The sequence below is a fragment of the Allobosea sp. NPDC003192 genome (assembly GCF_050275675.1).
In the GTDB taxonomy this organism is placed as follows: domain Bacteria; phylum Pseudomonadota; class Alphaproteobacteria; order Rhizobiales; family Beijerinckiaceae; genus Allobosea.
Window position 1 is genome coordinate 59,387 of record NZ_JBNNPK010000006.1, and the last position, 22,349, is coordinate 81,735.

Genomic DNA, 22,349 nt, shown 5'->3' on the forward strand with positions numbered 1-22,349 from the left:
GAGCCATCATGAGCGAGATCAAGGGAGCTTCCGTCGTCATCGTCGGCGGCGGCGTCACCGGTCTTTCCGCCGGCTGGTGGCTGGCGCGGGACGGCGTCGATGTGCTGGTGCTGGAAAAGGGGCTGATCGGCTGGGAAGCCTCAGGCCGCAATGGCGGCGGCTGTTCGCATCATCATTCGCCACTCTTCGCCGAGGAGCAGCGGCTCTGGCCGATCATGGACGAACTGCTCGGCTATCCGACCGAGTTCAGGGGCGAGCGTGTTCGCCTCGCATCGAGCGAGCATCAGATGGCGCTCTATGGCCGCGCCCTGCGCAATGCCGCACGGCAGGGCTTCGAGTCCGAGGTGCTCGACGTCAAGCAGGCCAAGGAGATGGTGCCGTTGGCGGGCGACACTGTCGTAGGCGGCTACCACTACAAGTTCGGCGGCCATGCCAATCCGCATCGCACGCTGCAAGGCTATGCCTGGGCGATGCAGGACCATGGCGGGCGCGTTCTGCAGAACACCACCGTCACCGGCTTCCGGACCGAGAGCGGCCGCGTTGTCGCGGTCGAGACCGATCGCGGGCCGATCGGCTGCGATAGCCTCGTGCTCGCCGCCGGCCCGCAGACCGGGCGGCTCTCCGCGATGCTCGGGCAGGAGGTGCCGGTGCAGTCGGCCCGCTGCGAGATGATCGTCACGGAGCCGCTGCCGCTGATGCCGCTCGGCGGCGTCGATGGCTGCGGGCTCTATGGCCGCCAGACGCTGCGCGGCAACCTCGCCTATGGCGGCGGGCCACATGAATGGCTGGCCATGGCGGAGGAGGGCACGCCGGCGAAGCCGACGACGCCGCTGATGCTGCATATGGGCATGCGGCTCGCGCAATTGCTGCCCAAGGCGGCGCATGCCCGCATCATCCGCTCCTGGGCCGGGGTGATCGAGAACACGCCCGACGGACGGCCGGTGATCGACCGTCTCGCCTCCCAGGCAAATGTCGTGGTCGCGACTTTGTCGAGCGTCGGCTTCGGCCTCTCGCCTGCAAGCGGGCGGGCGATCCGGGACCTCATTGTCGACGGCGCCTGCGGCTTCGCCGACATCTCCAGCTTCGGCCTGGCGCGCTTCGCCGAGCTGGAGCCGAACTGGCGCGAATTGCAGGGCTGGCAGGTGACCGCCGCAACCGAGGCGTTGGCGGCGTAGAACGGCGGGAGGACCGCCGCACTCGGCTTCGGCCTCCAGCATATCGTCCTTGCCGTCGACCCTTGTCGCGACCGCCGGCGTTTCGACGCCCATGGATCGCAGCCTCGATCCAGCCCCGCGGCCCTGCCCGGCAAAGCATATTCAATCTGCAAATAATGGGCATTTCGGAACCGGGCTCACCGTGGAGCGCCAATCGGACTATTCGGCATGGTCGGAGCCAGTGGTCGGGCCGAGCCTGAAAGACCGCGGCGCACAGGGGAGATCATCATGTCGACAGCCGTCACTCACGGAGCGGACATCTCCGAGAGCACGCCATCACAGCAATTGGATGCGGCTTTCAGCAAAGTTACCTGGCGTCTCATTCCGTTTCTGATGGTGCTCTGGATCCTTGCCTGGATCGACCGGGTCAACATCGGTTTCGCCAAGCTGCAGATGCTGAACGATCTCAAGTTCAGCGAAGCGATCTACGGCCTCGGCGCCGGCATCTTCTTCATCGGTTACTTCCTGTTCGAGGTGCCGAGCAATCTGCTCCTCGAGCGGATCGGGGCGCGCAAGACGATCGCCCGCATCACCATGCTCTGGGGCATCACCTGCGTCGCGATGATGTTCGTGACGACGCCGACGCAGTTCTACATCCTGCGCTTCCTGCTAGGCGTCTTCGAGGCGGGCTTCTATCCCGGCGTCATCCTCTATTTGACCTACTGGTATCCGACGGAGCGGCGCGCCAAGGCCTTCGGCTTGTTCATGTCCGCCTCGGCCCTGGCCGGCGTGCTCGGCGGCCCGCTGGCCGGCACGATCATGACCCAGCTCAATGGCGCCAATGGCTGGGCCGGCTGGCAGTGGGTCTTCCTGATCGAGGGCATTCCCTCGGTGATCGCCGGCATCGTCACCCTGTTCTACATGACCGACAAGCCAGAGAAGGCGAACTGGCTCACCGATAGGGAGAAGAGCCTGATCCTCGCCGATCTGGAGCGTGATCGCACTGCGCTCGGCCCGCGTGAGCACAAGATCCTGAAGTCGCTGCGCGATCCGCGGGTCTGGCAGTTCATCGCGATCTACTTCTGCATCATCCTCGCGAATTCGACCCTGACCTTCTGGGGCCCGACCGCGGTGCGTGAGGTCGGCTTCACCAGCCCGGCCGCCGTCGGCTGGATCATGGCGGCCTGCTATCTCTGCGGCGCCGCCGGCATGATCCTGATCGGCCGGAGCTCGGATCGTCATCGGGAAGCCCGGCTGCATACCGGATTTGCCGCCCTGCTGGGTGCGGCTGGGATGGCGGCGCTCGGCTTCCTGGTTCCGAACGGTTCCTACTTCGCCCTGATCGCGCTGGCTTTCGCCATCATCGGCACGATGAGTGCCATCCCGGTATTCTGGCAGATGCCCAACGCATTCCTGTCGGGCTCGGCCGCCGCCGCCGGCGTCGCCTTGATCAACTCGGTGGCGAACCTGGCCGGGTTCGGAGCGCCCTTCGCGATGGGCGTAATCAAGGATGCGACGGGGCTGATGTCGCCAGGGCTCTGGATGGTCGCCCTGTTCGAAGCGGCCACTGTGTTCCTGATCATCAAGTTCATCCCCACCTCCGCCAAGGCCGGGAAATAAGGGGGCTGGGGCCGCGGCCGCAGAAGCCGCGAGCGTCGCGAGACGCTACCTAAGCGGAGGCGGTTCCCCGTCGCAGCTGACGGAAAGCAGCTTCTGCCAGACCGGGCCGCCCGCATGGTGCAACACCGGTGGGCGGCCGTTTCTGTTCGATCCCTACGAACCCGCGGCAGGCTCGCCCGGGAGGCGGTTGCGGGTCAGGACCTGGCGCAGCCAGTGGTGGATCGGCGAGTGCTGGGTGCGGTCGTGCCAGAGCTGGTAGAACCGCATGCGCGGGAATTCGAGCGGCGGCTCGACGATCGCCAGCGGCAGGATCGTGGTGAAGTAGCGCGCGAAATGCCGGCTGGTGGTGAAGACCAGGTCGGTCCCGACGAGCATATAGGGAGCCATCGCGAAATAGGAGATCACCAGCCGCCGCTCGCGGCTGATCCGCATCTTGGTCAGATGGGTCTCGACCACGCCGCGATGGGCGATCGAATAGGGCGTCGGCGCGATGTGGTTGGCCGCGAGGAAGTCCGCTCGCGACGGGGCCTCGCGCGCAAAGGGGTGCTCGCGGTCGACCAGGGAGACGACATCGTCCTCGAACAAGGTCGAGGTGCGCAGATAGGGCGGAGGCGAGGGCCAGTTCCCGATGACGATGTCGACCGTACCGGCTGCGAGCGCGCCTTCGAAATCGAAATCGGCGCCGAGCGAGCGCAAAGCGAGCCGGGCATGGGGCGCGCGCTGGCGGAACTCGCGGACCGCTCCGGCGAGATAGGCCGGCGCGACATAGTCGGGTAGGGCGATGGTGAAGCTCTGAAGGCTCGAGGCCGGGTCGACCCGGTTCGGGTCGACCAGCAGATTGTCCAGCTCCTCCAGCGCCTTGATCGCGGTCTGCTGCAGTGCGATCGCCCGCTCGGTCGGCACCATGCCGTCGCGGCCGCGCACCAGCAGCTGATCGCCGAAGATTTCGCGCAGGCGCTTCAGGGCGAGGCTGGCGGCAGGCTGCGACAGGTTCAGTCGGGCGGCCGTTCGGGTGACGCTGCGCTCCGCCAGGAGGATGCAGAAAACCCGCAGGAGCTGGGCGTCGAGGGGGTTCTCGGTAGGCTGCATGGCCGACGACCTTCGCGACGGAACGGCTCGGGCAAGCCATCCCCCTCAAGCTCTATTCGGCTTTGCAAATAATGGGAATTGGGCGCGCCCGATCTTCAGGTAGCGCGGCATGCGGTACATGCGAGGGAGCGATGGCGAGCCGTTTGCGCCGGCCATGTTCCGAAGGACAGGAAACCGAGATGACGCCCTCTTCCAAAGCAACGCAGCCGCCCTTCACCCTGGCGGCGATCAACGCCATGGATCGGCCCGGCTTCGTATCCGCCTTCGGCGCGATCTTCGAGCATTCGCCCTGGGTCGCCGAGGCGGCCTCTGCGGCGCGTCCCTTCGCCAGCATCGACGCGATGCATGCGGCCATGATCGCCGCCGTCCGCGACAGCGACGAGGCGAAGCTGATCGCACTCCTCTGCGCCCATCCGGAGCTCGCCGGGCGCGAGGCCAAGCGGGGTGAGCTGACCCAGTCCTCGGATGTCGAGCAGGCCAGCGCCGGCCTCACCAGCCTGACGCAGGCGGAGGTCCGGCTGATCGACACGCTCAACCGCGCCTATCGCGAGCGGCACGGCTTTCCCTTCATCGCCTGTGTCAGGCACTACACCAAGGCCGGCATCTATGCCGAGCTGGCGCGCCGCGCGGCGCGCGACACCGCTCCGGAGCGCGAGGAAGCGCTCGCCCAGATCAGCTTCATCACCCGCAGCAGGCTGGCGCAGGTGACGGATGAATTGCAGGCCTCGCGCGCGGCCTGACGCCTGCAAACGCATCCGCTCCGGAGCTTTCCAGGAGGCGTTCTGGAAACGGCCTCGGGGTTTTCTCCGGTTGTCTAGGTCGACTTAGAAACGAAATTATGACAATAATTTACGGGCGATTTCTGAATCGCCTTCGCATCAGTTTGAATCACTCTGGCAGGATTCGGCGATGCTGGCGCGGGTCGAAATCAGCTCTCTTTTTCAGCTGAACGAGCTGCTGCCGCGATAGACCCGCCTAGCTGGCCTTCGCCTGTGCGGCGAAGGCGATGAACTGGTCGATGATCGGCTCGGCGTCCTTCTGCGTCACGGCATGCACGTCCGCCACAGGGCAGGGGCCGGTGAGGCGCAGATAGCGCAGGCCGGGCAGGCCCTGCCTGCCGACCGATTCCGGCACGAAGCCGATGCCGAGTCCGGCCGAGACCAGGCTGACGATCGACATCGACTCGACCACCTGCTGCACGATCCTGGGCAGGAAACCGAGCTGCGCGCAGAAGGACTGCAGATGCGCGGCGAAGGCGGAATCGCGCAGCCGATAGAAGACGAAGTCCTCGTCCTTCAGCTCCAGGATCGTGGTCGCCTTCTTTCCCGCCAACTTATGGCCGGCCGGGACCGCCAGGCCGATCCGCTCGCTCCAGACGCGGCGGATGACGAGGTCGCGGTCGTCGGGGGCAAGGCGCAGGAAGCAGATGTCGACCCGCCGCGCCTTGAGCGCCGCGATCTGCTCCTGCGGTGGCATCTCGTCGATGGTGATCTCGACATCCGGATGCATGCGCTGAAACTCGGCGATCGCCAGCGACAGACCGCTGAGCAGCACGGAATTCGTCGTCGCCAGGTGGATGATTCCGGCCCGGCCCTGGCCGATCGCCCGCACCTGCGCCGCCGCCTGCCGCGTCTGCGCCAGGATGGCGAGCGCATGGCGGCGGAAGGCATGGCCGGCAGCGGTGAGCTCGACCTGCCGGCTGCTGCGGCGGAACAGCTCCGTCTTCAGCTCATGTTCGAGGTCGCGGATCTGCTGGCTCAGCGGCGGCTGGGAGATGTTCAGCTTCTGGGCGGCGGCAGTGAAGCTCAGCTCTTCGGCCAGGGCCACGAAATAGCGCAGGTGACGCAGTTCCATCCCGAGCTCCCGCCGTGCCGCCGGTTTCCTATCTATATGTCATACATATAGATAGGAACGAACAATATATTGGACCGATTGGTCTTCGACTGCCACTGCTTTCCGACAACAAGGCGCGGATGCGCTGATCGGGAGGATAGGCCATGCCGAAGATGACCGCTGCCGAAGCCGCCGTGCTGATCCTGGAGCTGGAGGGCGTCAGGCAGGCCTTCGGCGTTCCGGGCGCTGCGATCAACCCGTTCTATGCCGCGCTGAGGCCGCGCAACCGCATCGGTCACATCCTGGCCCGCCATGTCGAGGCCGCCTCGCACATGGCCGAGGGCTATACCCGCGCTGAAGCCGGCAATATCGGCGTCTGCATCGGCACGTCCGGGCCGGCCGGCACCGACATGATCACCGGGCTCTATTCGGCCTGGGCGGATTCGATCCCGATCCTGTGCATCACCGGCCAGGCGCCGCGCGCCCGGCTGCACAAGGAGGATTTCCAGGCCGTCGACATCGAGTCGATCGCCAAGCCCGTGACCAAATGGGCGGTGATGGCGCGCGAGCCGGGGCAGGTCCCGGGCATCTTCCAGCAGGCCTTTCATCTGATGCGCAGTGGCCGTCCCGGCCCGGTGTTGATCGACCTGCCCTTCGACGTCCAGACCGCCGAGATCGAGTTCGATCCCGACACCTACCAGCCGCTGCCGGTCTACAGGCCGGCGGCGACCCGCGCCCAGATCGGGAAGGCGCTGACCATGCTGAACGGCGCCGAGCGGCCGCTGATCGTCGCCGGCGGCGGCATCATCAATGCCGACGCCTCCGATCTCCTGGTCGAGTTCGCCGAGATCACCGGCGTGCCGGTCGTCCCGACCCTGATGGGCTGGGGCTCGATCCCGGACGACCATCCGCTGATGGTCGGCATGGCCGGCCTGCAGACCAGCCATCGCTACGGCAACGCGACCATGCTCGCCTCGGACCATGTCCTGGGCATCGGCAACCGCTGGGCCAACCGCCACACCGGCAATGTCGACGTCTATACCAAGGGCCGCAGCTTCACCCATGTCGATATCGAGCCGACCCAGATCGGCCGCGTCTTCACGCCCGATTTCGGCATCGCCTCGGATGCGGGCAAGGCGCTGGAGCTGTTCGTCGAGGTCGCCACGGAATGGCGCGCCGCCGGCAAACTCAAGGACCGGACGGCCTGGGTCGAGGAATGCCGCGAGCGCAAGCGCACCATGCTGCGCCGGACACATTTCGACGAGAACCCGATCAAGCCGCAGCGTGTCTATGAGGAGATGAACAAGGCCTTCGGCCGCGACACCACCTATGTCAGCACGATCGGCCTGTCGCAGATCGCCGCCGCCCAGTTCCTGCACGTCTACAAGCCGCGCGGCTGGATCAATTGTGGGCAGGCGGGGCCGCTCGGCTGGACGATTCCCGCGGCGCTCGGCGTCTGCGCCGCGACGCCCGGCACGCCGGTGGTCGCGATCTCCGGCGACTACGACTTCCAGTTCCTGATCGAGGAATTGGCGGTCGGCGCCCAGTTCCGCACGCCCTACATCCATGTCCTCGTCAACAACTCCTATCTCGGGCTGATCCGCCAGTCGCAGCGCGGCTTCAACATGGACTACTGCGTGCAGCTGTCCTTCGAGAACCTCAATGCGCCCGAGCTCGGCGTCTACGGCGTCGACCACGTCAAGGTCGTCGAAGGGCTCGGCTGCAAGGCGATCCGGGTCACGCAGGCGCAGGAGATCCTGCCGGCGCTCGAGCGGGCCAAGGCGATGCTGGACGAGTTCCGCGTGCCGGTCGTCGTCGAGATCATCCTGGAGCGCGTCACCAATGTCGCGATGGGGACCGACATCGACAAGGTGACGGAGTTCGAGGACCTCGCGCTCGCGGCCGAGGACGCGCCGACCGCCATCGCGCTGCTCGACTGACACCGACCGGGAGCTTTCAACCCATGCCGAAGTTCTGTGCCAACCTGACGATGCTCTTCAACGAGCATCCCTTCCTCGACCGCTTCGATGCCGCCGCCAAAGCCGGCTTCAAGGGCGTCGAGTTCCTGTTTCCCTATGCCTTCGCCAAGGACGACATCGCCGAGCGGCTCAAGACGAACGGCCTGACCCAGGTGCTGTTCAACCTGCCGGCCGGCGACTGGGACAAGGGCGAGCGCGGCATCGCCTGTCACCCCGATCGCGTCGGCGAGTTCCAGGACGGCGTCGGCAAGGCGATCGACTATGCCAAGGCGCTCGGCGGCACGCTGGTCAACTGCCTGGCGGGCCTGGCGCCGGCCGGGGTCGAGCGCGACAAGGCGCGGCAGACGCTGGTCGACAATCTCGCCTTCGCGGCGGCGGCGCTGAAGCGGGAGGGCATCCTGCTGATCATGGAGCCGATCAACGCTTACGACATCCCCGGCTATGTCGTGAATCGCTCGGCCGAGGGCATCGCCATCATCGACGCGACCGGCTCCGACAATCTCAAGCTGCAATACGACATCTATCACATGCAGCGCATGGAGGGTGAGCTGGCGGCGACGATCGAGAAGCTGCTGCCGCGCATCGCCCATATGCAGCTCGCCGACAATCCCGGCCGCAACGAGCCCGGCACCGGCGAGATCAATTACGGCTTCCTGTTCGGGCTCATCGACCGGCTCGGCTACGCCGGCTGGATCGGCTGCGAATACAAGCCGCAGGCTGGCACGGTCGAGGGGCTGGGATGGCTCAAGACCGCAACGCGCTGACCCCAGCGAGCAGAGGACACGTCATGAAGATCGGATTCATCGGGCTCGGCATCATGGGCGCGCCGATGGCGGGCCAGCTGATCAAGGGTGGACATGAGGCCCATCTCTACAGCCGCACCCAGGTTCCGCAGGAACTGACCGCGGCCGGCGGGCGCCCTTGCGCCTCCGCGACGGAGGTCGCGCAGAACGCCGAGATCATCATCACCATGGTGCCGGACACCCCTCATGTCGAGGACGTGCTGTTCGGCGAGACCGGCGTCGCCAAGGGCCTGTCGAGCGGCAAGATCGTCGTCGACATGAGCTCGATCTCGCCGGTCGCGACCAAGGAGTTCGCCAGGCGGATCAACGCACTCGGTTGCGACTATCTCGACGCGCCGGTCTCGGGCGGCGAGGTCGGCGCCAAGGCCGGGACGCTCTCGATCATGGTCGGCGGGCCGCAGGGCGCCTTCGATACGGTGAAGCCGCTCTTCGACCTGATGGGCAAGAACATCACTTTGGTCGGCGGCAATGGCGACGGCCAGACCACCAAGGTCGCCAACCAGATCATCGTCGCCCTCAACATCGAGGCAGTCGGCGAGGCGCTGCTGTTCGCAGCCAAGGCGGGCGCCGATCCCGCCAAGGTCCGCCAAGCGCTGATGGGCGGTTTCGCTTCCTCCCGCATCCTGGAGGTGCATGGCGAGCGCATGATCAAGCGCACCTTCGCGCCGGGCTTCCGCATCGAATTGCACCAGAAGGACCTGAATCTGGCCCTGTCGACGGCGCGCGCGCTCGGCGTTTCCCTGCCGAACACGGCGACGGCGCAGGAATTGTTCAACGCCTGCGCGGCCCATGGCGGTGCCGCCTGGGATCATTCCGGCATGGTCCGCGCGCTGGAGACGCTGGCGAATTTCGAGATCGGCCAGACTGAGAAAGCCTGAAGGCTCCGATCGGGGCGGGCAGGGGCCTGCCAAGGGGAAGCGCACCATGACGCTCTTACAGAACGCATCCCGTGACAGGCGCTCCAACGCGGCGCCGGACGGCCATGAGGTCATGCGCCGCCTCGACGATCTCGCGCGCTTCTCCAGCGACCAGGGCGCGCTGACCCGGCTGTTCCTCACGCCGGAGCATCGCCAGGCCATCGGCCAGGTCGATGCCTGGATGCAGGAGGCGGGCCTTGCGACCCATGTCGACGACATCGGCAACGTCGTTGGCCGTAGCGAGGGCGGCGGCGAGGGCCTGCCGACCCTGCTGCTCGGCTCGCATATCGATACGGTTCGCAACGCCGGCAAATACGACGGCAATCTCGGCGTTGTCGCCGCGATCCAGGCGGTCAGGCGACTGCGGGCTGAAGGGATCGAACTGCCCTTCGCGATCGAGGTGCTCGCCTTCGGCGACGAGGAGGGCGTGCGCTTCCCGGTGACGCTGAACGGCTCGCGCGCCGTCGCCGGCCGCTTCGATCCCGCCGCGCTGGAGGTCTGCGATACCGACGGCGTCTCGCTGCGCCGGGCGCTGACCGAGTTCGGCCTGGATCCGGCGGGCATCCCCCGCATCCGGCGCGACCCGGCCGGTATCCTCGGCTATGTCGAGGTCCATATCGAGCAGGGGCCGGTGCTGGAGGAGCGCGGCCTGCCGGTCGGCATCGTCACCGCGATCAGCGGCGCCAGCCGCTTCACCATCACCATCGACGGCGTCGCCGGTCATGCCGGCACGGTGCCGATGAACCTGCGCCGTGACGCCTGCGCGGCGGCGGCTGAGATGATCCTGGCGGTCGAGCGTGTCGCCTCGATGCGTCGCGACGTCGTCGCCACGGTCGGGCGCATCGCCATCGCGCCGAGCGCGGTCAACGTCATCGCCTCGCGCGCCGAGTTCTCGCTCGACCTGCGCAGCCCCTCGGACGAGGCGCGCCACGCCGCTGTCCGCGACCTCAAGCGCGCCTTCGAGGCGATCGCCGCCTATCGCAATGTGACCTCGACGATCGTCGCCTTCTACGAGGAGGACGCGGCGGTCTGCTCGCCGGCGATCGTTGCGGCGCTGGAGAAATCGGTGGCGGCGCGGGGCGTCGCCCCGCTGCGGCTGCCGAGTGGGGCGGGGCATGACGGCCTCGCCATCGCCAATCTCTGCCCGTTCGGCATGCTGTTCATGCGCTGCGCCGGCGGCATCAGCCACAATCCGGCGGAGGCGGTCGAGGCCGCCGACGTGCAGGTCGCGGTCGACGTGCTCGTCGACGTCCTGCGCACCGCTTCCTCCGAAACCTTCAGGACCTGAGCAGGAGACCGACCATGAGCGTCGCGATCGACGGAACGACACTGACCGCGGAGCAGGTGGTGCGCGTCGCGCGCGCCGATGGCGAGGCCGGCTTCGCCGCCGCGACGCTCGCTCCCGAGGCGCGCGAGCGCATCGCCGAGGCGCGCGACTATATCGATGCGAATTTCATGAGCGACGACGCGCCGTTCATGTATTCGTTCAACACCGGCGTCGGCCTGTTCAAGGACCAGCGCGTGCTGATGTCCGAGATGACGGACTATCAGCGCAACACCGTCTATGCGCATGCGACCGGCATCGGCGAGCCGCTGGCCGAGGACGCGACCCGCGCCACCATGCTGCTGCGCGCCAACGCCTTCGCCTCGAACTATTCCGGCCCGCGCGTCGAAGTGGTCGAGCGCCTGCTCGCATGCCTCAATGCCGGCTTGCATCCGGTGATCCCGTCCAAGGGCTCGGTCGGCGCCTCCGGCGACCTTGCTCCGCTCGCGCACATGTCGGGCGCGATCTGCGGCTTCCCGGAAGCCGAGATGGTCTACAAGGGCGTGCGCATGCCGGCGCGCGAGGCGCTGCAGCGGGCCGGGCTCCAGGTCGAGTTCCCGCTCGCGGCCAAGGACGCTTCGGCCCTGATCAATGGCTCCACCGTCTCGCTCGCCATCGGCGTGCTGGCGATGGAGGATGCCCGCCGGCTGTTGAAGCATGCCGACATCGCGCTCGCGCTGACGCTGGAATGCATCCGCGGCGAGCTCGCCGCCTTCGATCCGCGTGTCCACAAGGCTCGCCCGCATCCCGGCCAGGCGGCGACGGCACGCAACATCCTGCGCATCGCCGGCGACTCGAAGCGCTGCGGCGAAGCGGCCAGGCAGCTTGTCTTCCCGGACGAGGCGCGCACGCCCGGCAGCAAGGCGCCGTCGCGCGTGCAGGACGTCTATTCGATCCGCTGCGGCCCGCAGGTCCACGGGCCGGTGCGCGAGGCGATGGAGTTCGTTACCCGGGTGATGACCACCGAGATCAACTCGGCCACCGACAACCCGCTGATCTGCAAGGACGGCGACGGCTATGTCTGCATCTCGGCCGGCCATTTCCATGGCGCCTACGTCGCGCAGGCGATGGACCTGCTCGCCATCGCCGCCACCGATCTCGGCTCGATCTCCGAGCGTCGGCTGGCGCGCCTGATCGACCCGACCATGAGCTACGGCCTGCCGCGCAACCTCTTGGCGGGCAAGCGCGGGCTCAACACCGGCTATGCCACGGTGCAGTGCTCGATGTCGGCGCTGGTGATGGAGAACCGGCATCTCTCGACCCCCGGCTCGGTCGACTCGATCCCCGGCAAGTCGAACGCCGAGGACCATGTCTCGAACTCGACCTGGTGCGCGCGCAAGGCCCGGACTGTGGTCGAGAACGTCGAGCAGATCCTCGCCTGCGAGATCCTGATGGCTTGCCAGGCGCTCAGCCTCGTCGACGAGCTCGCCAGGGATTATCCGATCGCCAAGGGCAGCCGCGCTGCGCTCGACGCGGTGCGGGCGGTGATCCCGCCTTCGCTCCAGGGCGACCGCTGGTACGCCACGGAGATCAACCAGGCGCTGACGCTGCTGCGCTCCGGCGCGATCGTCGAGGCGGTCGAGAGCGCGGTCGGCCCGCTGGAATGACGACGGGACGCGCCCGGCACCGGCCGGAAATTGTTCGTTTTCTCCGATTTGAAAGCAAGGGCCGGAGCGCGGTCCTTCGCTCGGCTTTCTAGACTCGCCCAACACTCAGCTTCGAGGATTGGGACGATGAAAGAGATCATCCGTTTTGCCTGGGGGATCAGCTCCCTCGGCGACTTCATGGTCGCGATCTCCGACAAGGGGATCGTGGCCGTCGAGTTCAGTTCCGACCATGCGGCGATAGAAAGCGCGCTTGAGGCCCGCTTTCCGGACGCCGTTCTGGAACATAGCCAGGAGGGGCTGACGGAAGTGGCGACGACGGTGGCGGGCGTGATCGACGATCCGGCGAGCGTTTGCGACTTGCCGCTCGACCTGCGCGGCACAGCCTATGAGGTGAAGGTCTGGCAGATGCTCCGGGAGATTCCGACCGGCCAGACCACGAGTTATGGCGCACTCGCCGCCAGGCTCGGCACGCGCGATTCCCGCGACGTGACGCAGGCGATCGCCAACAACGCCGTCGCGATCCTCGTTCCCTGCCATCGCGTCATCAAGAAGGACGGCTCGATCTCTGGATATCGCTGGGGTGTCAGGCGCAAGCGGGCGCTGCTTGCGCGCGAGCAGGGCTCTCAAGCGCATTGACCGGTGCGGCGAGCGGCGGGAAGCCAAGCCAAAAAGCTCCGGCGGTTCGATCGCCGAGGCTTTTTCATGTTGGTGATCGCGTGAGACGGCCGATGCCTGCCCTCAGCGCGCGTCGTGGAAGATGATGCCGAGTGTGTGGCGCCTGCCTGAGCGGACGCGGCTGACGCCATGGCGCAGGTTGACGCGATAATTCCCCTTCGAGCCCTGCACCGGCCGGTTATGGACGGCAAAGGCGACCGCATCGCCCCGGCGCAGCGGTACAACCTCGACCCGGCTCTGCATGCGCGGGCGCTGCTCGGTCAGGACGAACTCGCCGCCGGTGAAGTCGCGTCCCGGTTCGGACAGCAGGATCGCGACCTGGATCGGAAAGGCGATGTCGCCGTAGAGGTCCTGATGCAGGCAATTGAAATCGCCCGGGACGTATTGCAGCAGCAGCGGTGTCGGCCGTGACTGGCCGGCCTCATGGCATTGCTGCAGGAATCCGGCATGCGCATCGGGATAGCGCTCGTCGATGCCCATGCGAACATTCCACGCATTGGCGACGCCGGCGAGGCGCGGATAGAGCGCTGTCCGGAGGCTGCCGACCAGATCGGGGAGCGGATACCTGAAATAGCGGTACTCGCCCTTGCCGAAGCCATGCCGCGCCATGACGATATGGCTGCGGAAATGGCTCTCGTCGGGATAGAGCGCCGCGACCGCGCGGCACTCCTCCAGCGTCAGCAGCTTGGGCAGAACGGCGCTGCCGAAGCCGTCGAGTTCATCCGCGAGCACGCCCCAATCGTAAGTGGCGACCCGTGCCTCCGCGGACTTGTCCGCCGAGGCGCGATCGATCGTGGCCATCTCGTTCATGCCGTGGCTTCCTTCTCGATGAGCGCGCGCTTGCGTTCGAGGCCCCAGCGATAGCCGGCGAGGTCACCATCGCTGCGGACGACGCGGTGGCAGGGAATGGCCAGCGCGATCGGGTTGGCGGCACAGGCCCCGGCGATGGCGCGCACCGCATGTGGCGAGCCGATACGGCGGGCGATTTCGGAATAGGATACCCGCTCGCCGACCGGAATCTCCTGTAGTGCCTGCCAGACGCGGCGCTGGAAGGCGGTGCCGCGCACGTCGAGCGGCAGGTCGAGTCCGAGGCCGGGATTCTCGACGAAGCCGACGACGCGGGCGATCAGCGCCTCGTAGTCCCGGTCGGCGCCGATCAGCCGTGCCTTCGGAAAACGATCCTGGAGATTGCGGACGAGTTCGCCGGGATCGTCGCCGAGCAGGATCGAGGCGACGCCTTTCGTGCTTGATGCGACCAGGATGGCGCCGAGAGCGCTCTGGCCAACCGCGAACTTGATCGCCTCGTCGGCCCCGCCGGCGCGATACCGTGTCGGCGTCATGCCGAGCATCCCTGTCGATTTCTCGTAGAAGCGTCCGCTCGAATTGAAGCCGGCATCGTAGATCGCCTGGGTGATGCTGCTGCCGGCATCCAGGCCCTCGCGGAGCTTCTTCGCCCGGTCGGCTGCGGCATAGTCCTTTGGCGTCAGGCCGGTCGAGGCCTTGAAGAGGCGGTGGAAATAGCTCGGGCTGCGGCCGACCGCGTTCGCCAGCACGTCCAGAGACGGTTCTTCTTCGCTCTCCGCGATGAACCGGCAGGCCTTGGCCACCAGGGCCGCGTTCTCGCAATCGAGTGAGGGGCCCTCCGGCTTGCACCGCCGACAGGGTCGGAATCCCGTTGCCCGCGCACTCTCCACCGTGTCGTGCAGCGCGACGTTCCTGGGGTTGGCCAGGCGCGAGGGGCAGGACGGGCGGCAATAGACCCCCGTCGTCGCGACCGAATACCAAAGTTCGCCATCGGCGCTCTTGTCGCGGGCGACGATGCGGGCCCAGCGCGGATCGCTCGCGACGGCTAGGAGCGGTGGCCTCGGGCTCGCTGCGGGCCGCGTCGTGATCGTCATCGTCGTCATCTCGCATCGTCCCTGTTCGACCGTGGCTGCGACCAGCGCTCATCACCCTCCGATCCTTGCTGGCGAATGTGCTCGCCGGCCACCCGATTTCCGGATGGCTCGCTCTTGGCCCGTGTTCGCCACTTCGAAACGTCTTGGTACGATCATGCCGCGAGCCGTTCGGAGAGCCTGCGTGGAAACCACCCTTTACCCGCCCGTCAAGCGCTTCCTCGAGGAGCTCGGCTATGCCGTGAAGGGCGAGATCGGCCGCTGCGACCTGGTTGGTCTCAAGGAGGGCGATCCGACGGTGGTGGTCATCGGCGAGCTGAAGCTCGCCTTCAATCTGGAGCTCGTCCTGCAGGGCGTCGACCGGCTGCGCTTCGGCGACGAGATCTGGCTGGCCGCGCAGCTCTCGGCCAGGGGCAAGGGGCGCGAGAGCGATCCGCGCTATCGCGATCTCTGTCGGCGCCTCGGCTTCGGCCTGCTCGGCGTGAGCAGCACCGGGCGCGTCGAGGTGCTGGTCTCGCCGACCGCACCGACGCCGCGCAAGAACGCGCGGGCCCGCTCGCGGCTGGTCGACGAGCATCGGCGACGCAAGGGCGATCCGGCGGCCGGCGGCAGCACGCGCCGGCCGATCATGACCGCCTATCGCCAGCAGGCGCTCGCCTGCGCGGCGGCGATGAGCGCCGCGCCGCAGCGCCCGCGCGATCTCAGGCCGTCATGCCCGGACGCCCAGAAGATCCTGCACCGCAATGTCTATGGCTGGTTCGAACGCGCCGAGCGCGGTGTCTACGGGCTGACCGAGGCCGGCCGCAGCGCCCTGGAGCGATGGGGCGCCGCTTCTCCGGCAATCGAGGCGGACCGCAGCAAGCTATCGGCCGTCTAGCCCCGCCAGTCTGCGCGTCAGCTCGGCCGACGACATCGGCTTGGCGAGAGGATAGGCCTGCCCGGCCCAGAGCAGGGTGAAGTCGTCGCGGCCGGCCGCCTCGGCAGCGCTGCGCAGCGGTCCCAGCGCCGTGCCGGCGGTCGGGAAGGCCGGGGCGAGCTCCGAGAGCGGGCCGAGTTCCGCCATCGCCCGGTTGACGATGCCGCGCGCCGGCCGCCCGGTGAACAGGTTGGTGATCGCGGTCGGCCGCTCGCTCATGCCGAGCGCCTTGCGATAGATCGGCGAGATGCTCGCTTCCGGCGTGAACAGATAGGCCGTGCCGGCCTGCACTGCCGCTGCCCCGAGCGCGAAGGCGGCTTCCACCCCGCGCCGGTCCGTGACGCCGCCGGCGGCGATCACCGGGACCGAGACCGCGTCGACGACCTGCGGCACCAGCGCGAAGGTGCCGACCTGTTCGGAGATCCTGTCGTTGAGGAAAATGCCGCGATGGCCGCCGGCCTCGGCGCCCATGGCGATGACGGCGTCGACGCCATGCTCGGCGAGCCAGCGCGCCTCGGGAACGGTGGTCGCGGAGGCGATCACCTTGGCGCCGGTGCGCTTGACCCGCTCGAACAGCTCCGGCGCCGGCAGGCCGAAATGGAAGCTGACGACCTCGGGCCGATATTCCTCGAGCGCGGTTGCGAGGGAAGCGTCGAAGGGTGTGCGCCCGCTCGGCGTCTTCGGCATGTCGGGATCGAGCCCGGCCTCGGCATAGTAGCCGTGGAGGTGCTTCAGCCACGCCGCCTGACGCGCAGGGTCGTCGGCCGGGGGCGTGTGGCAGAAGAAGTTGACGTTGATCGGTCGGCGCGTGCCGGCCCGCACCGTGGCGAGGGCCGCGCGCAGCCCCGCCTCGTTGTATTGCGCGCCAGCCAGCGAGCCGAGGCCGCCGGCTTCGCTGACGGCGATCACCATCTCCGGGGTCGAGGCGAGGGCCATCGGCCCCTGGATGATCGGCAGTTCGATGCCGAACAGGTCGAGCAGCTGTGCTTGTGCCGTGCTGGTCATGGTCGTTCCTCACAAAGGGCCGAACGGGCAGCGGCCAATCTCCGCCGCGGCCCGTCGATTTCAAGGCGAAGGTCAGCGCATCCGCAGTGCAGGATTGAGCGAACTTCTGGTCAGCTCGCCGCACGTCGCTTGCGGTATTCCGGGACGGGCAGGCCGCCCCAGCCCCAATTGTCGAGCGTGACCTCCTCGATCACGACGAAGGTCGAATCGAGCGGCTTGCCGAGCACATCGAGCAGGAGCTGGCTGGCCCCGGCGATGAGCTTGGTCTTCTCCTCGGCGGTGGCGGCGCTTTGGCCGGGCGCGGAGCCCTCACGGGTGATCTGGATAGTGACGATCGGCATGGCAATCTCCTGCTGGTTCGACTTGCGGGTCAATGGCCGGCGCTCTGGCCGCCGTCGACATGCAGGATCTCGCCGGTGACGAAGGGGGCGCTCTCCAGGAACAGCACGGCGTCGACGATGTCCTTGATCTCGCCCAGTCGCTTCACCGGATGCAGGCCCGCCAGGAATTCGTGCGTCTGCGGTGCGTGCATCGGCGTCTTGATGATCCCTGGCGAGACCGCATTCACGCGGATGCCCTTCTGGGCGTACTCGATGGCGAGCGCCTTGGTCGCCGAGTTGATGCCGCCCTTCGTCAAATTGGCGAGCACGGTCGGGACGGTGCTGACGGCCTGGTCGGTCAGGCTGGTGGTGATGCTGACGATGTGGCCGGAACCCTGCGCCAGCATGGCACGCGCGGCCTGCTGGGTGATGTGGAAGAAGCCGGCGAGATTGGTCGCGATCTTCGCCTGGAAGTCCTCGACCGTGTAGTCGGTGAAGGGCTTGGCGATGAAGATGCCGGCATTGTTGACCAGCGTGTCGACGCGCCCGAAGCGGGTTTGTGCTGCGTTGATGATCCGCTCGGCGGTCGCCGGGTCGGCGATGTCGCCGGGCACGGCGAGAATGTCGGGGTCGGCGCCCTGCGTGATCGAGCGCGATGTCGCCACGACACGATAGTTGCGGTCACGGAAACCCTTGACCAGCGCGGCGCCGATGCCTTGCGAGGCGCCGGTGATGATCGCCACCTTCCGTTCGTTGCTCATGATGTTCCTCGTCTTTTCGACAGCGAGCGGACGTGCCGCTGTCCGGCCCTCTGGCCTGGTGACGGGGAATCTGGAGTATCTCGCAGTTCGGCTGAATGCCCGTCGTTCGGCAGTCATTCTTCCCTCAAGTGGAAGAATGACTGCATCGGGATTACATCGCGACCGACTCGGCGGAAAGCCGGGCGAATTCGGCGCGCAGCCGCGGCACGGCAAAATCGAGGAAGGCCCGGACCTTCGGGATGCTGGAGCGGCCCTGCGGCATCACCAGGTTGACCGGCCGCGCCGGCGGCTCGGCATCCCGCAGCAGGAGCTGGAGCGCGCCATCCTGGACCTGCTCGGCGACGTGGTAGGTAAGGAGGCGGGTGACGCCGAGCCCGCCGAGCGCGGCCCCCCGCGCCGCGCGAACGCTGTTGACGACGAGGCGCGGCTTGAACTGGACGGAGCGCGGAACCGACCCGCCTTTGGCAGGCGGGAAGATCCAGGCATCGCGCCCGAAATCGGTGCAGGCGATGATGCTGTGCATGGCGAGGTCGCCGGGCTCGTCGATGCGCGGATGCTGGTTGAGATAGCGTGGCGAGGCGACCGTCACCAGCCGGACCTCGCCGCCGATGCGGATCGCGGTCATCGAGGAGTCCGGCAGGTCGAGGATGCGCAGGGCGATGTCGATCCCTTCCTCGACCAGGTTGGCGCCGCGCACCAGCAGGACGAGATTGACCGAGACGGCGGGGTAAGCCTCGATGAAGGCATCGACGATCGGCCGCAGGATCTCCTCGCCGCTGATCGGTGGCGCGGTGATGGTCAGGGTACCGCGTGGAGCGGCCTGCTCGCCGGCGCCGACGGCCTCCAACTCGTGCAACTCTGCGAGAATGCGGCGGCAGACGTCGGCATAGCGCTCGCCGGTCTCGCTCAGCCGGATCGAGCGGGTCGTGCGATGCAGGAGCGGCGCGCCGGCCTGCTGCTCCAGGAAGGCAACGGCCCGGCTGACGGCAGCCGGCGAGCGGCCGAGCAGGCGCCCCGCCCCGGCGAGGCTACCCTCGTCCAGCGCGGCGATGAACACCTTCATCGCGTCGATGCGATCCATCCGGCCTCGGCCCCCCGCGCCTAGGCTCGGTCATTCCGGCGGGCTGTCAAGCCAGCGTGGAGCAGGGCAGTCCTGCCGCCGCGGTCAAGCCGGCTTGTGCGGCAGGGCAAGGCCGTAGCCGCCCTCCGCGGGCTGCTCATCGACCTTCCGCAGCCTGGTGTCGCGGAGCTCGTCGGCCGCTTCCAGGATCGGATAGGCGACCGAGGTGATGTGGCCGTGGATGCGCTTCAGGTCGCGCAGCACGTCGAGATGGATCGAGGACGTTTCAAGCGACTCCGTGACGCCGCTGCGCAGGCGCTCGTAGTGGCTCTCGGTCGCCTGGCGCTCGGCGATGCGCATCGCGCTCTTCTCGTCGAAGAGCTGGCGGGCGAGGCCGATATCGCGCGAGGCGAGCACGTTGAGCGCGAGCTGCAGGCTGTGGCTGACCCGCGCGTGGAAGTCGCGGATCTCGGCGAGGCCTTCTTCCGAGAAGCGGTAGCGCTTGCGGATCTTCTTTTCGGCGAGCTCGCGCAGGTTCTTGTCGATGATGTCGCCGATGTGCTCGAGATTGGTGGTCAGCGTGATGATCTCGAACAGGCGACGGCTGTCTTCCTCGCCGAGCGGGCGGCGCGAGAGCTGGACGAGGTAGAGCTTGATCGCCTCGTGGATCGTGTCGACGCCGTCGTCGGCCGCGGCGATCTCGCGCGAGAGGGCGAGCTTGTCCTGCTCCAGCAGGGTCAGCATGTCCTTCAGCATGGCGCCGACGCGATCGCCGAGATGCAGCGTCTCGCGCATGGCGCTGGCGAGCGCTTCCGGCGGGCTGTCGAGCAGGCCGGGGTCGAGATAGAGCGGCCGCGTGCGCTGTTCGGCTTCGGGCTTGACCGGGGTCAGGCGCGTCACCAGCGCCGCGATCGGGTTGATGAATGGCAGGAAGGCGAGGGCGCCGACGATGTTCAGCGCCAGGTGGATCTCGACGGCAAGACGCGAGGGATCCTGCGAAAGCTGCGCGAACCATGCGGAGAGCGGCTTGGCGAAGGGAATGACGACAAGTGCGATGACGATGCGCGTGAGCAGGTTGGCGAGTGCGACGCGGCGCTGCACCACCGGGGCGCCGAGCTGGTCGATCACCGGCACCAGCGCATTGCCGAGATTGGCACCGACGATCAGGATCAGCGCGGTCGGGGCCGGGAACAGGCCACCGGCCCAGAACGAGGCGATCAGCAGGACGATGGCGAGACTGGAATGGGTCAGCCAGGTCGCGGCCACGGTCAGCGCGACGGCCAGCAGCGGCTCGCTGGCCAGCGCCTCGAACACCGTGCGGAAGACCGGCGACTGCGCCAGCGGGGCCGAGGCGGTCTTGAGCTCGGCGAGCGAGAGCAGGATCAGCCCGATGCCGACGATCAGCCGGCCGATATTGCGCGCCCGGTTCATCGCCTCGTTGGCAAGGTAAAGCGCGACGCCGACGGCAAGGCAAGCGCCCCAGAGCCAGCCGAGGTCGAAAGAGATCACGAACGCCGCCATCGCCGTGCCGACATTGGCGCCGAGCAGCACGGCGAAGGCCATGGGCAGTGCGATCAGCGCCTGACCGGCGAAGGAGGAGAGCAGCAGCGTCGTCGCCGTCGAGCTCTGCAGGATCAGCGTCACCACCGCCCCGCTCGCCATTGCCGAGACGCGATTGCCGGCGAAGCGCGCCAGGCCCTGCCGCAGCGACGGGCCGAATGCTCGCGTCGCGCCCGTCCGCACCAGCCTGACCGCCCAGATCAGCAGCGCCACCGAACCGGCGAGGTGGATCAGGATGGCAGTAGTGCTCTCGGCGGCGTTCATCGCGGGGAGGGCGCTCCTTCAGGCGGGAATCGAAGAGGTCAAGCGGCGGATTATGCCGCCAAATTCGTTAGCCGTCTTATAAAATCGGCGGCGGAAATGGTCTACTTCTCTCGCACGCATCCTGGCTGGAAAACGGTCGTCATACGCTCAGAAGCGCAAGAGCCAGCGGCCGTGACGATCCACGACAACGCTGGCGAAGCAACCCTTCTAACCGGTCAGTGTGGAAGAATTGCGGTCGCGGCCTGCGCCGCACGGACTGCTACGAGGCCGGAGCAGGTTTCGGCAGAGCCTTGCCCGCAAGCGCCGCCCGTTCGGCCGCCATCGCCGCGATCAGGCGCGGATAGGCTTCCTGCATCGCCTCGCGGAAGGCCTCGAACGGCATGTCGTCATGGTCGCCGCGGTCGAGCACGTAGTCCATGTGCTGGCGTCCCGCCGTATCGAAGGGCTGGAAGATCGAATCCGTGCTGCCGTCGAAATCGAGCGGCTCGACGCCGAAGCGGGCGCAGAAGGCAAGGTCGAAGGCCGGTGTCGCCTTGACCCAACGGCCTTCGAGGTAGAGCAGTGTATAGGCGTGCCAGCGGAAGACGTCGCTGCCCATCAATTCGAGGATGCGCGGCGAAGCCAGATGGTTGCGGACATCGGCGAACCCGACTCGCGCGGGGATGCCGGCGGCACGGCAAACCGCAGCGAGCGTCAGCGCCTTGGGCACGCAGAACGAGCCCTTCGCCTCCAGGCAGCGCGAGGCGACGAAGATGTCGCGCTCGATACCGAAATAGCGCAGGTCATAGGGCACGGCGTCGCGGACGGCGTAGTAGAGTCGCACGGCGCGATAGCGGTCCGGGCCGCTGCCGGCATGCTGCTCGACGAAGTCGCGGATCGCCGGCGCATTGGCATCGATGAAGGGCGTCGCCTTCAGCGCCCCGGCGAGCCTGTCGTCGCTCATTGCACCCTCCATCTACGCTCCGCCGCGTGGGTGCTGCAGCCGCCAGGCGATCTGCGGCAGGCGGTCGGCACCGAAGAAGCTCTCGCCGTCCAGCGTGACGAAGGGCACGCCGATTACGTTGGCAGCGCAAGCTTCGTCCACCGCTTCGCCGAGGTGTTGGCGACCTTCGCTGCCATCGATCATGGCGCGGATCGCTTCCGGAGTCTCTCCTGCGAAGCAGGGCAGCGCGGCGAGCACGGCTGGATCGGCGATGTTCTCGGCCCTGGCGAAGAAGGCTTCGAAGATCTCGCTCGCCAACCGCAAACCATCCTGCGGCCGCGTCGCGGTCCAGCCATGATAGAGCCGGCCGGCGAGATGGGCCGAAATCTGCAGCGGCTCGGGCACGCGGAAAGGCAGGCCGAAGAACTCGGCCGAGCGCACGACATCCTCGAGGAAATAGCGCCGCCGCGCCGGCTTCTCCAGCGGGTTGACGACGCCCTGCTGCTTGAACACCGCCCACAGCAGGATCGGCCGGAGCTCCAGCGTCCGGCCATGCTCTTCAGCCAATCGCGCCAGCGGACGAAGCGCGAAATAGGAATAGGGCGAGGCGAAATCGAGATAGAGACGGATCGCTCCCGGCATGGC

At 67.4% G+C, this 22,349-nt stretch carries 21 protein-coding genes; 10 read left to right on the top strand and 11 right to left on the bottom strand.

All coding sequences use genetic code 11. The features are described from left to right. The first annotated feature begins 8 nt into the window (after nt 1-8). Complete coding sequence (locus ACQKLX_RS10245) at nt 9-1,175, top strand: NAD(P)/FAD-dependent oxidoreductase (protein WP_427361477.1); 1,167 nt, start codon at nt 9-11, stop codon at nt 1,173-1,175. 267 nt (nt 1,176-1,442) lie between these two features. Further along, nucleotides 1,443-2,774, top strand: coding sequence for an MFS transporter (locus ACQKLX_RS10250; RefSeq protein ID WP_427361478.1), 1,332 nt, complete (start codon nt 1,443-1,445; stop codon nt 2,772-2,774). Nucleotides 2,775-2,927: 153 nt separating this feature from the next. Here the strand turns inward: ACQKLX_RS10250 and ACQKLX_RS10255 are convergent, their stop codons facing one another. Then, entirely contained in the window at nt 2,928-3,863 is a 936-nt protein-coding gene (locus tag ACQKLX_RS10255; RefSeq protein ID WP_427361479.1) for a LysR family transcriptional regulator, read from the bottom strand. Nucleotides 3,864-4,042: 179 nt separating this feature from the next. Between ACQKLX_RS10255 and uraD the strand changes: the two genes are divergently transcribed. Continuing rightward, nucleotides 4,043-4,603, top strand: coding sequence for a 2-oxo-4-hydroxy-4-carboxy-5-ureidoimidazoline decarboxylase (gene uraD, locus ACQKLX_RS10260; RefSeq protein WP_427361480.1), 561 nt, complete (start codon nt 4,043-4,045; stop codon nt 4,601-4,603). A 235-nt stretch (nt 4,604-4,838) separates the two neighbouring features. On the opposite strand, the gene ACQKLX_RS10265 is transcribed toward uraD, so the two are convergent. Continuing rightward, the gene (locus ACQKLX_RS10265) at nt 4,839-5,717 is read right to left on the bottom strand and encodes a LysR substrate-binding domain-containing protein (RefSeq protein WP_427361481.1); all 879 of its coding nucleotides are present in this window, start codon (nt 5,715-5,717) and stop codon (nt 4,839-4,841) included. 143 nt (nt 5,718-5,860) lie between these two features. On the opposite strand from ACQKLX_RS10265, the gene gcl reads away from it, so the two are divergent. The 6 genes from gcl to ACQKLX_RS10295 all read left to right on the top strand — a co-directional run bounded on the left by gcl (nt 5,861) and on the right by ACQKLX_RS10295 (nt 12,962). Further along, nucleotides 5,861-7,636 carry a glyoxylate carboligase gene (gcl, locus tag ACQKLX_RS10270; RefSeq protein WP_427361482.1) on the top strand — a complete coding sequence of 592 codons (1,776 nt, stop codon included), beginning with the start codon at nt 5,861-5,863 and terminating at the stop codon, nt 7,634-7,636. Nucleotides 7,637-7,659: 23 nt separating this feature from the next. Next, complete coding sequence (gene hyi, locus ACQKLX_RS10275; RefSeq protein WP_427361483.1) at nt 7,660-8,439, top strand: hydroxypyruvate isomerase; 780 nt, start codon at nt 7,660-7,662, stop codon at nt 8,437-8,439. 23 nt (nt 8,440-8,462) lie between these two features. After that, on the top strand, nt 8,463-9,356 hold the full coding sequence (gene glxR / locus ACQKLX_RS10280) for a 2-hydroxy-3-oxopropionate reductase (RefSeq protein WP_427361484.1): 894 nt from the start codon (nt 8,463-8,465) through the stop codon (nt 9,354-9,356). Between the two features lie 46 nt (nt 9,357-9,402). After that, on the top strand, nt 9,403-10,683 hold the full coding sequence (locus tag ACQKLX_RS10285; protein WP_427361485.1) for an allantoate amidohydrolase: 1,281 nt from the start codon (nt 9,403-9,405) through the stop codon (nt 10,681-10,683). A gap of 14 nt (nt 10,684-10,697) precedes the next feature. Further along, the gene (locus ACQKLX_RS10290) at nt 10,698-12,326 is read left to right on the top strand and encodes an HAL/PAL/TAL family ammonia-lyase (RefSeq protein WP_427361486.1); all 1,629 of its coding nucleotides are present in this window, start codon (nt 10,698-10,700) and stop codon (nt 12,324-12,326) included. Between the two features lie 126 nt (nt 12,327-12,452). Then, the gene (locus ACQKLX_RS10295; RefSeq protein ID WP_427361487.1) at nt 12,453-12,962 is read left to right on the top strand and encodes a methylated-DNA--[protein]-cysteine S-methyltransferase; all 510 of its coding nucleotides are present in this window, start codon (nt 12,453-12,455) and stop codon (nt 12,960-12,962) included. Nucleotides 12,963-13,064: 102 nt separating this feature from the next. On the opposite strand, the gene ACQKLX_RS10300 is transcribed toward ACQKLX_RS10295, so the two are convergent. Continuing rightward, entirely contained in the window at nt 13,065-13,802 is a 738-nt protein-coding gene (locus tag ACQKLX_RS10300; protein ID WP_427361681.1) for a 2OG-Fe(II) oxygenase, read from the bottom strand. 5 nt (nt 13,803-13,807) lie between these two features. Beyond that, nucleotides 13,808-14,899, bottom strand: a complete 1,092-nt coding sequence (gene ada, locus ACQKLX_RS10305; protein WP_427361682.1) for a bifunctional DNA-binding transcriptional regulator/O6-methylguanine-DNA methyltransferase Ada — start codon at nt 14,897-14,899, stop codon at nt 13,808-13,810. Between the two features lie 181 nt (nt 14,900-15,080). On the opposite strand from ada, the gene ACQKLX_RS10310 reads away from it, so the two are divergent. Next, nucleotides 15,081-15,773, top strand: coding sequence for a DUF2161 domain-containing phosphodiesterase (locus tag ACQKLX_RS10310; RefSeq protein ID WP_427361488.1), 693 nt, complete (start codon nt 15,081-15,083; stop codon nt 15,771-15,773). Here the strand turns inward: ACQKLX_RS10310 and ACQKLX_RS10315 are convergent. The 7 genes from ACQKLX_RS10315 to ACQKLX_RS10345 form a co-directional block, all read right to left on the bottom strand. Next, a complete protein-coding gene (locus ACQKLX_RS10315; RefSeq protein ID WP_427361489.1) occupies nt 15,759-16,817 on the bottom strand; it encodes an NAD(P)H-dependent flavin oxidoreductase in 1,059 nt (352 codons plus the stop codon). The two genes, ACQKLX_RS10310 and ACQKLX_RS10315, sit on opposite strands and share 15 nt — an antisense overlap. A gap of 110 nt (nt 16,818-16,927) precedes the next feature. Then, nucleotides 16,928-17,158: a tautomerase family protein gene (locus ACQKLX_RS10320; RefSeq protein ID WP_427361490.1), complete on the bottom strand. Its 231-nt coding sequence runs from the start codon at nt 17,156-17,158 to the stop codon at nt 16,928-16,930. Nucleotides 17,159-17,187: 29 nt separating this feature from the next. Continuing rightward, the gene (locus ACQKLX_RS10325) at nt 17,188-17,898 is read right to left on the bottom strand and encodes an SDR family NAD(P)-dependent oxidoreductase (protein ID WP_427361491.1); all 711 of its coding nucleotides are present in this window, start codon (nt 17,896-17,898) and stop codon (nt 17,188-17,190) included. 151 nt (nt 17,899-18,049) lie between these two features. After that, complete coding sequence (locus tag ACQKLX_RS10330; RefSeq protein ID WP_427361492.1) at nt 18,050-18,979, bottom strand: LysR family transcriptional regulator; 930 nt, start codon at nt 18,977-18,979, stop codon at nt 18,050-18,052. An 84-nt stretch (nt 18,980-19,063) separates the two neighbouring features. Then, nucleotides 19,064-20,782 carry a Na/Pi cotransporter family protein gene (locus tag ACQKLX_RS10335; RefSeq protein ID WP_427361493.1) on the bottom strand — a complete coding sequence of 573 codons (1,719 nt, stop codon included), beginning with the start codon at nt 20,780-20,782 and terminating at the stop codon, nt 19,064-19,066. Nucleotides 20,783-21,041: 259 nt separating this feature from the next. After that, the gene (locus ACQKLX_RS10340; RefSeq protein ID WP_427361494.1) at nt 21,042-21,725 is read right to left on the bottom strand and encodes a transglutaminase-like domain-containing protein; all 684 of its coding nucleotides are present in this window, start codon (nt 21,723-21,725) and stop codon (nt 21,042-21,044) included. A gap of 12 nt (nt 21,726-21,737) precedes the next feature. Continuing rightward, nucleotides 21,738-22,346, bottom strand: coding sequence for a 2-hydroxychromene-2-carboxylate isomerase (locus ACQKLX_RS10345; RefSeq protein WP_427361495.1), 609 nt, complete (start codon nt 22,344-22,346; stop codon nt 21,738-21,740). Nucleotides 22,347-22,349: the final 3 nt, after the last annotated feature.